At 65.1% G+C, this 6,860-nt stretch carries 3 protein-coding genes and 1 pseudogene; 2 read left to right on the forward strand and 2 right to left on the reverse strand.

Annotated features, from left to right (window positions below; genetic code table 11):
* Positions 1 to 193: 193 nt before the first annotated feature.
* On the reverse strand, positions 194 to 1,468 hold the full coding sequence (locus tag AAV94_RS03400; protein WP_052754889.1) for a L,D-transpeptidase family protein: 1,275 nt from the start codon (positions 1,466 to 1,468) through the stop codon (positions 194 to 196).
* On the reverse strand, positions 1,435 to 2,616 hold the full coding sequence (locus tag AAV94_RS03405; RefSeq protein ID WP_231731209.1) for a YybH family protein: 1,182 nt from the start codon (positions 2,614 to 2,616) through the stop codon (positions 1,435 to 1,437). The genes AAV94_RS03400 and AAV94_RS03405 overlap by 34 nt, the downstream gene beginning before the upstream one ends.
* A 420-nt stretch (positions 2,617 to 3,036) precedes the next feature.
* Here AAV94_RS03405 and AAV94_RS14810 point away from each other — a divergent pair, with 420 nt between their 5' ends.
* Positions 3,037 to 5,826: a glycosyltransferase family 2 protein gene (locus AAV94_RS14810; protein ID WP_052754890.1), complete on the forward strand. Its 2,790-nt coding sequence runs from the start codon at positions 3,037 to 3,039 to the stop codon at positions 5,824 to 5,826.
* Between the two features lie 356 nt (positions 5,827 to 6,182).
* A pseudogene (locus AAV94_RS15025) lies at positions 6,183 to 6,860 on the forward strand (hypothetical protein); the annotation flags it as partial.

Below are 6,860 nucleotides of genomic sequence, written 5' to 3' on the forward strand. Positions count from 1 at the left end.
GACAGCGTATTCCGCCATTGGGGAATAGCAAAGGGGAATAACAAAGCGTATTCCGCCTTCCGGTTCAACCCGCCCATCGCCCGATCGGCGGGTTTTTCTTTGCCCGTCTTCTGGCGCGGTTTGTTTCTTGGATGACCAATGGCGGGTTACGCCTGCGGCTAACCCGCCCTACGCGGATTGCGCGGGTTTTTCTCTATCCCAGCACGTCTTCAGAGAACAGCACCCAGCGGTTGCCAGTCTCCAGCCGCCAGTACTGGCGCAGCGTCAGACCCTGGGGAAATTCCCTGCTGCGCGATTGCAGGTTGACGATGCGTATCTGCCCCTGCGTGTCGCTCCATGCATAGATGGCGGGTTCTTCCAGGATGAAGTCGCTGGCCTGCAGATGCCGCATCTGTGCGGCGCGGCGGCGCTGCAGCGGCTCTGAAGCCAGCAGCGCTTCGCTGTAGAGCTGTGCCAGCAGCGTCTCATCACCCTCGCGCCAGGCCTGTTGCCATTGCTGCAGCACGGCGTCGAACGCCGTGGCAGCACTGGTCTGCGGGCCGCTGTCGGGGGCGGCCCATTCAATCTCTCGGGTAATCAGCACCGGCGTGCGGCGATCGAGCATCTGCAGCAGGATCTCCATGTCCGGGTTGGACAGCACAACGCAGCCATCACTGGCCAGTGGCAGTCGCGCGAATTCGTCGGACGGGCTGCCATGCAGCCAGATGCCGCTGCCGGTGCGGCCCTGCATGCGGTCCCAGTCGTTGGGGTAGTTGATCGGCAACGCGCCCACGCCATACAGGTCGGGCAGCTTTTCGCCGGGAATCGAGCGCGTGATGAAGTACATGCCCAGCGGCGTGCGCTGGTCGCCCTCGCTGCGCTTGTCCACGCCTTCCTGGCCGACGGAAATGTAGAAATCCGCTATCAGGCGCAGATGCTGGCCATCGTTGCCGAACAGGTACAGGCGCGATTTGCTGGTGTCAATCGCCACCGCGTGGCGCACGCTGGCGGGAATCTGCACGAACGCCCGTGGCACCTGATCGGTCGGTGGCGCGGCCAGGTGGGCCTGCAGGCGGCGCTGGATTTCCTGCTGCAGCGCAGTCAGCCGAGCTGCGCCCTGCTCGGCAAGCCGGTTGTCGATGGCAGGCAGTGGGTGCGCGTCCGGATGCCCTGCCTTGATGGCGAGCAGCTGCGCCCTGAGCAGCTGGGCCGAGCGAAAGGAAGGCACGTCCCTGGCCAGGGCATCGGCGGTGCGCAGCGCCAGATCAATTTCTCCGGCCTGCAGATAGCTGACGGCCTCCAGCAGCCGCGCCTCGGAGCGCAGCAGCAAGGTCGGATCTTCGTTGGCGGCGGTCTGTGCGCCTGCGCCCGGCAGCACAAGCAGCACGCCGAGCAGGCAGGCAGCTGCGCGCAGTCTGCGATGACGCTGCCGGCCGCCAGTGGGGGCCAGCGCGCTCAACTGCCGGTTCTCTCGGAGACGATGCGCCACTGATCCTGCTCCAGCACCAGCTGCAAGGTCTTGCGAGTGGTGGCGCGGAAGCTGCCGGAGGAATAGAGCTGGCGAAAGCGCGCCGTGGCCTTGTCGCCTTCCACGTCCACGCGCAGGTTGCTGAGCTCGACGGTAATGGGTGCGCGGCCCACGATGCGGGCGTGGCGCTGCTCACGCCAGGCCGCCAGGCTGCTGCCATCGGCGGGCTGGAAGTTGGGGCTGTATGCGGCCAGATAGGCATCGATGTCCTGCGCCGCCCAAGCCCGTGCCCAGTTGCGCACAGCAGCCTCGACTTGCGCCTGGATGGCCTGATCGGGCGCGGCCGTATCCGGCGTCTGCGCGGCGGCTGCCGCGGCCGCTGCCTCGGTACGCCGCATTTCTGCCCTTGCGCGTTCGGCGCGGGCCTTGGCTTCGGCATCGGCCGCCGCCTGCTCCTGCGCGGCGCGCTCGCGAGCGGCCTGCTGCGCTGCTTGCGCGCGTTGGCGTTCCGCCTGTTCCCGCTCGGCCTGTTCCCGCTCGGCCTGCTGTTGGGCGGCCAGTGCCTGTGCCTGGCGCGCGGCCTCTTGCTGTGCGGCCTGCTCGCGGACGGCTTCTTCTCGGGCCGCTTGCTCCTGCGCCGCCAGCGCTGCCTGCTCTTGTGCAGCCCGTGCCGCTGCGGCGCCGGTGTCGGCCTGGGCCACCACGGTGGGTGCAGCAGGCTGCGCAGCGGCCGTGCCGACGGGCACGATTTCCCGGATCAGCGACAGCTTGGGCGCCAGATCCTGTCGGCTGCTGTCAAGCTGCAGCGCGCGGCTATAGGCCTCACTGGCCATCTGTGCATAGAGGTCACCGAGGTTGGCGTGTGCGGTGGCGTAGCTCGGGCTGGTGCGGATGGCTGCCTCCAGCGTCTGCACGGCCTTGTCGTGCTCGCCCTGCGCTGCGTAGAGCACGGCGAGATTGTTGTAGGGCTCGGGCAGGGTGGGGTATTCACGCGTGAGTGCCGTGAACAGTTCGATGGCGCGGCGATCATCGCCCTGCTCGGTGGCGATCACCCCTTGCAGAAAGCGCACCTGCACGTCCTGCGGATGGTCGCGCAGATGTGCCTGTGCGGCGCTGGCGGCCTGCCCGAGATGGCCTTGCTCCAGCATCTGGCTGATCTGATCGGCCACGCTTTGCGCTGCAAGTGCAGTTCCCGTCGGGGCGGCGAGCGCTGCGCACACGGCAGCTGCTGCCCAGGTGCGCCGCCGCCAGACCTGCATGCGTGCGAGTCTGCGAGAGAGGGAGGCGTCGTGGATCGGCATAAGGCGGTGGTCCTATCGGATGAGCGGAAGGTTTTTCCTGATCTGCCCGGTGCGGGGCGGCCAATTGTATAAGTGGCGTCCATGGCGCGCGCGCCGGATCGCCGATTGCAAACCCCAAGGTCTACGGGTTTTTCGTGGCGGGACGGCGGCAATGTCAACGAAAATATAACGCTACCGGGCGCCGCATTGTGCCGCGAAAAGGCCTTGTACACACTGCCTTCGAGCCGGTCGGATGTTCGACCGGCTGCGGCACTGGCCTTGCCCCCATCATCTTGAAGGAATTTTTGGATGTCCTTGTCCGCTTTGCTGGCGCGCGCGCATGCGCACATCCAGGCGCATCGCGCCCGACAACCGGACAATTTGCCGCAGGGTCAGCCAGTGGTGCTGTTCTTCTCGCTGAGCAATGGGGCCGAACGTGCCGTGGTGCGGCACTACCGGGCTGCGACCTTCGAGGCTGCCTGGCAGCAGGCGGTGCGAGGCAGTCAGCGTCTGGGCGGGCGCAGCAAGGCAAGCTGGCAGTGGCTGCGCGTCGACTGGGTCACCGAGGTGCAGCCGGCGACCTGGCAGCAGCTGCGCGCGTTGCTGGGACGCACCAAACGCAACTACTTTCGCTGCGGGTTGGCGCTGGACGCACGGTTTGACCACGCTTTTCTGGAGCAGGAGCTCAACGCCAATGCCATGCTGTATGGCGGCAGCGCCGTGGAGTGCGCGCAACTGAACGAGAAGAATTTTCTGGCCTATGCCCGCAGGCGTTTTGGCCCATCTCTGCAGTGCGACTTTGCGGATGACGCGCCAGTGTGGCGCTTTGCCACCGCAGGGGTATTCGTCGCGCAGCCCGGCAGCGACATGGCGCTGCCGGGGCAGGGCGAGCCCCAGGTGCTGCCGGCGCCGCCGCTCGCGCAGCCCTGGAATGCGCCCCGGACACTCGATTGCGGTCGCAGGCAGGTTGCCGCGCTGGACGCGAAGGCCTCGCTGCAACTGGTGCGCAGCGCCAGCGCGTTTCTGGCCCGGCAGGTTGGCAAGCAGGGCCGCTTTGTCTACGGGCATTTTCCGTGCTTTGGCCGGACGATTGCCTCCTACAACGCGCTGCGCCATGCCTCCTCGCTCTATGCCATGCTGGAAGGCTGGGAGCTCACCCGTGAGCCAGCACTGATGGCGGCGATCGAGCGCGGCCTCGCCTATCTTGCCGAGGAGCTGATTGCGGAGAAGGTTCTGCCAGATGGGACGCAGGCGGCGTTTCTGGTGGATACCGGCGAGGAGATTAAGCTTGGCGGCAATGCCGTGTGCCTGCTGGCGCTATCCAAGTACACGGAGCTGACTGGGAACCAGCGCTACCTGCCGCTGCTGGAGCGCCTGGCGCTGGGGGTGCTGCACATGCAGGACGACACGACCGGCCAGTTCGTACACGTGTTGCATGCGCATGATCTTTCCGTCAAGGAGGCATTTCGCATCATCTATTACGATGGCGAGGCCGCCTTCGGGCTGATGCGGCTGTACGGCATCACCCGGGATGTGCGCTGGCTGGCGGCGGTCGAAAAGGCGTTTGCACACTTTTTGCAGGCGGGGCACTGGAAGGCACACGACCACTGGCTGTCCTACTGCGCCAACGAGCTGACGCGCTACCGGCCAGAGGAGCGCTACTTTCGCTTCGGGGTGCAGAACATTCGTGACCATCTCGACTTCATCCTGCAGCGGGAGACGACATTCCCGACGCTGCTGGAGCTGGCGATGGCGTTCGAGCAGATGTTGCGCCGCATCGAGGCGATGCCGCAGATGCACCACCTGCTCGAGGGGTTTGACAAGGCCAAGTTCTACCGCGCCTTGCACCATCGCGCGCACTACCTGCTCAACGGTTGCTTCTGGCCTGAGTTTGCGATGTTCTTTGCCAAGCCGCAGTCGGTGGCAGGCAGTTTCTTCATCCGCCACCATGCCTTCCGGGTACGTATCGACGATGTCGAGCACTACCTCTCCGGCTACGTGGCGTACTGGAAGATGCTGACGCGGGATGCTGCGCCTGCCACGGCGCAGACAGCAGTGCGCGAGCAGGCGCTGGCAGCGGCGGAAGCTACGCGTGGCGTGGAGCCTGCGGACCTGGCGCCGGAATGGGTGCGACCCTTTCGGGGGCTCCTGTTCAAGCACGCGGCGCCTGATGCCATCGCGGTGTCGGTCATCATTCCTCTCTACAACCGGGCGCAGGCAGTGCGCGACTGTCTCAAGCGGCTGCGTGCCAGCCTGTTCGACAGGGAACGCATGGAGGTCATCGTCATTGACGACGCATCATCGGATGGCAGCTTCGAGGCGGCCAAAGCGTTTGTGGACGACTTCCCCAACATCCTGGTGGCGCGGCGTGCGCAGAACTCCGGTGGGGCGTCATTGCCGCGCAATCATGGACTGGACCTGGCGAGCGGCCGCTGGGTATTGTTCGTTGACTCGGACGACTACATCACCGCCCACGCGCTGTCGGACGCGATGGCGCTGGCCGAGGCTCATCCGGGCACCGATTTGGTCTGCATGCCGTACTTTCGGGCGCATGGCAGCCGCCGGGCCATCAGCGCCTCGGCGTTTCACTATCCCAAGAGTGTGGCGGGCTTGCGCTTTGAGCAGACCATGCTGTGCAACAGCCTCAATGCCGTTGGCAAGCTGATGCGCAGATCGGTGCTGGAGGAGCACGCGATTCGCTTTCCCCAGGACATCCGGATGCGTGAGGACAACTGGTTCACGATGAAGCTGTATGCCGTGGCGCGGCAGATTGCCATCCTCGGCAACGAGAAGCCGTACTACTTCATTGCTGATCAGGACGAGGTCTCACTCTCCAGCACGGCAGCTGCGCCGGAGGATGTGCAGACGATATTTCTCTCCGTGCACGCGTTCGTTCTGGCGCAGCCGACGCTGGAGCCGGCCCGCGCGGCCGATCTGCTGGCGATCTACATGAATCGCTACGCGCCGCTCCTTCGAAAAAGCGCTCGCCTTCAGGAGCTGGCGCTGGCGTTGCGTGGCAGTCTGGCCTCCATTGCCGCGAGTGCACACCTCAGTGCCGAGGCGCAAGCCTTTGTGCGCGCGCTGATGCGTCAATCCTAGCCCTTGCAGATGCATGCGCAGCGCAGGCAGGTCCGTAGCGCCCGCGGCCGGGCTGATGCGTATCACAGCAACCCCTGTGGCGCAGTACAGCGCATCCAAGACATCGTAAACAGGTTCTCACCATTGCGTTACGTTCCGAAACGCGAGGCGTAACGTAACACGCCCCGTAACACGCGGCGTAACGGCGCCTGGGAAGTGGCAGCAAGATCAGGAGAAAATCGTTATGTATCAATAGCTTATTTCACATTTTCGCGGATTGATGCGAGTGGCACACAAGTTGCGCCGTGGTTGACAGCCGATTTTGGGGGCGAGCGTCCCCGAGCACACGCTGTAACCACTGATTTTGGAGAGTCACCATGGCCACTCAAGCTCCGCAAGCCGCTTCCAGCCCTCTAGCCTCCGGCGGGGTTGTCACCCTGACCCAACTTGGCGAGGGCGTACAAATCGTCCGTGACGGACAGACTTACTCCGCCCAGCAAGGCAGTCAACTGATCGTGGGCGATCGTCTGCTGGTGCCCGAGGGCAGCCACGCCGAAGGGGTGATCCAAAACGGCCAAGGGCAGGCGCTGGTGGCATCGTTCACCGGGGGCACGGATGCGACCATCGGCTGGCGTTCGACGGAAGAGGGCGCGGGCGCAGTGGAGCTGAATCTGGCAGACGGCCACGTGGACGTTGCACCTGCTGTGGCCGACGATGCAGTGGGCGTGATCGTGTCGCAATCGACCGAGGGCAGCGGCGCCGGGGGATACCTGTTGGCCGGTCTGATCGGCGCTGGTGCTGCGGGGCTGGCGGCGGCTGCCGTGGATGCGCTGGATGACGATGACGATGACGGCCATAGGCGTGACGACTCCGACAGTGATGCTGATGCGGACGCCGATGCCGATGCCGATGCCGATGCTGATGCTGATGCTGACAGCGACTCGGACAGCGATTCGGACAGCGATTCGGACAGCGATTCGGACAGCGATTCGGACAGCGATTCGGACAGCGATTCGGACAGCGATTCGGACAGCGATTCGGACAGCGATTCGGAC

Source organism: Lampropedia cohaerens, assembly GCF_001005215.1.
Classification (GTDB): Bacteria; Pseudomonadota; Gammaproteobacteria; order Burkholderiales; family Burkholderiaceae_C; genus Lampropedia; species Lampropedia cohaerens.

Excerpts from the sequence above, each read along its gene's own strand:
- AAV94_RS14810 (WP_052754890.1), top strand. The coding sequence starts at position 3,037 with ATGTCCTTGTCCGCTTTGCTGGCGCGCGCGCATGCGCACATCCAGGCG.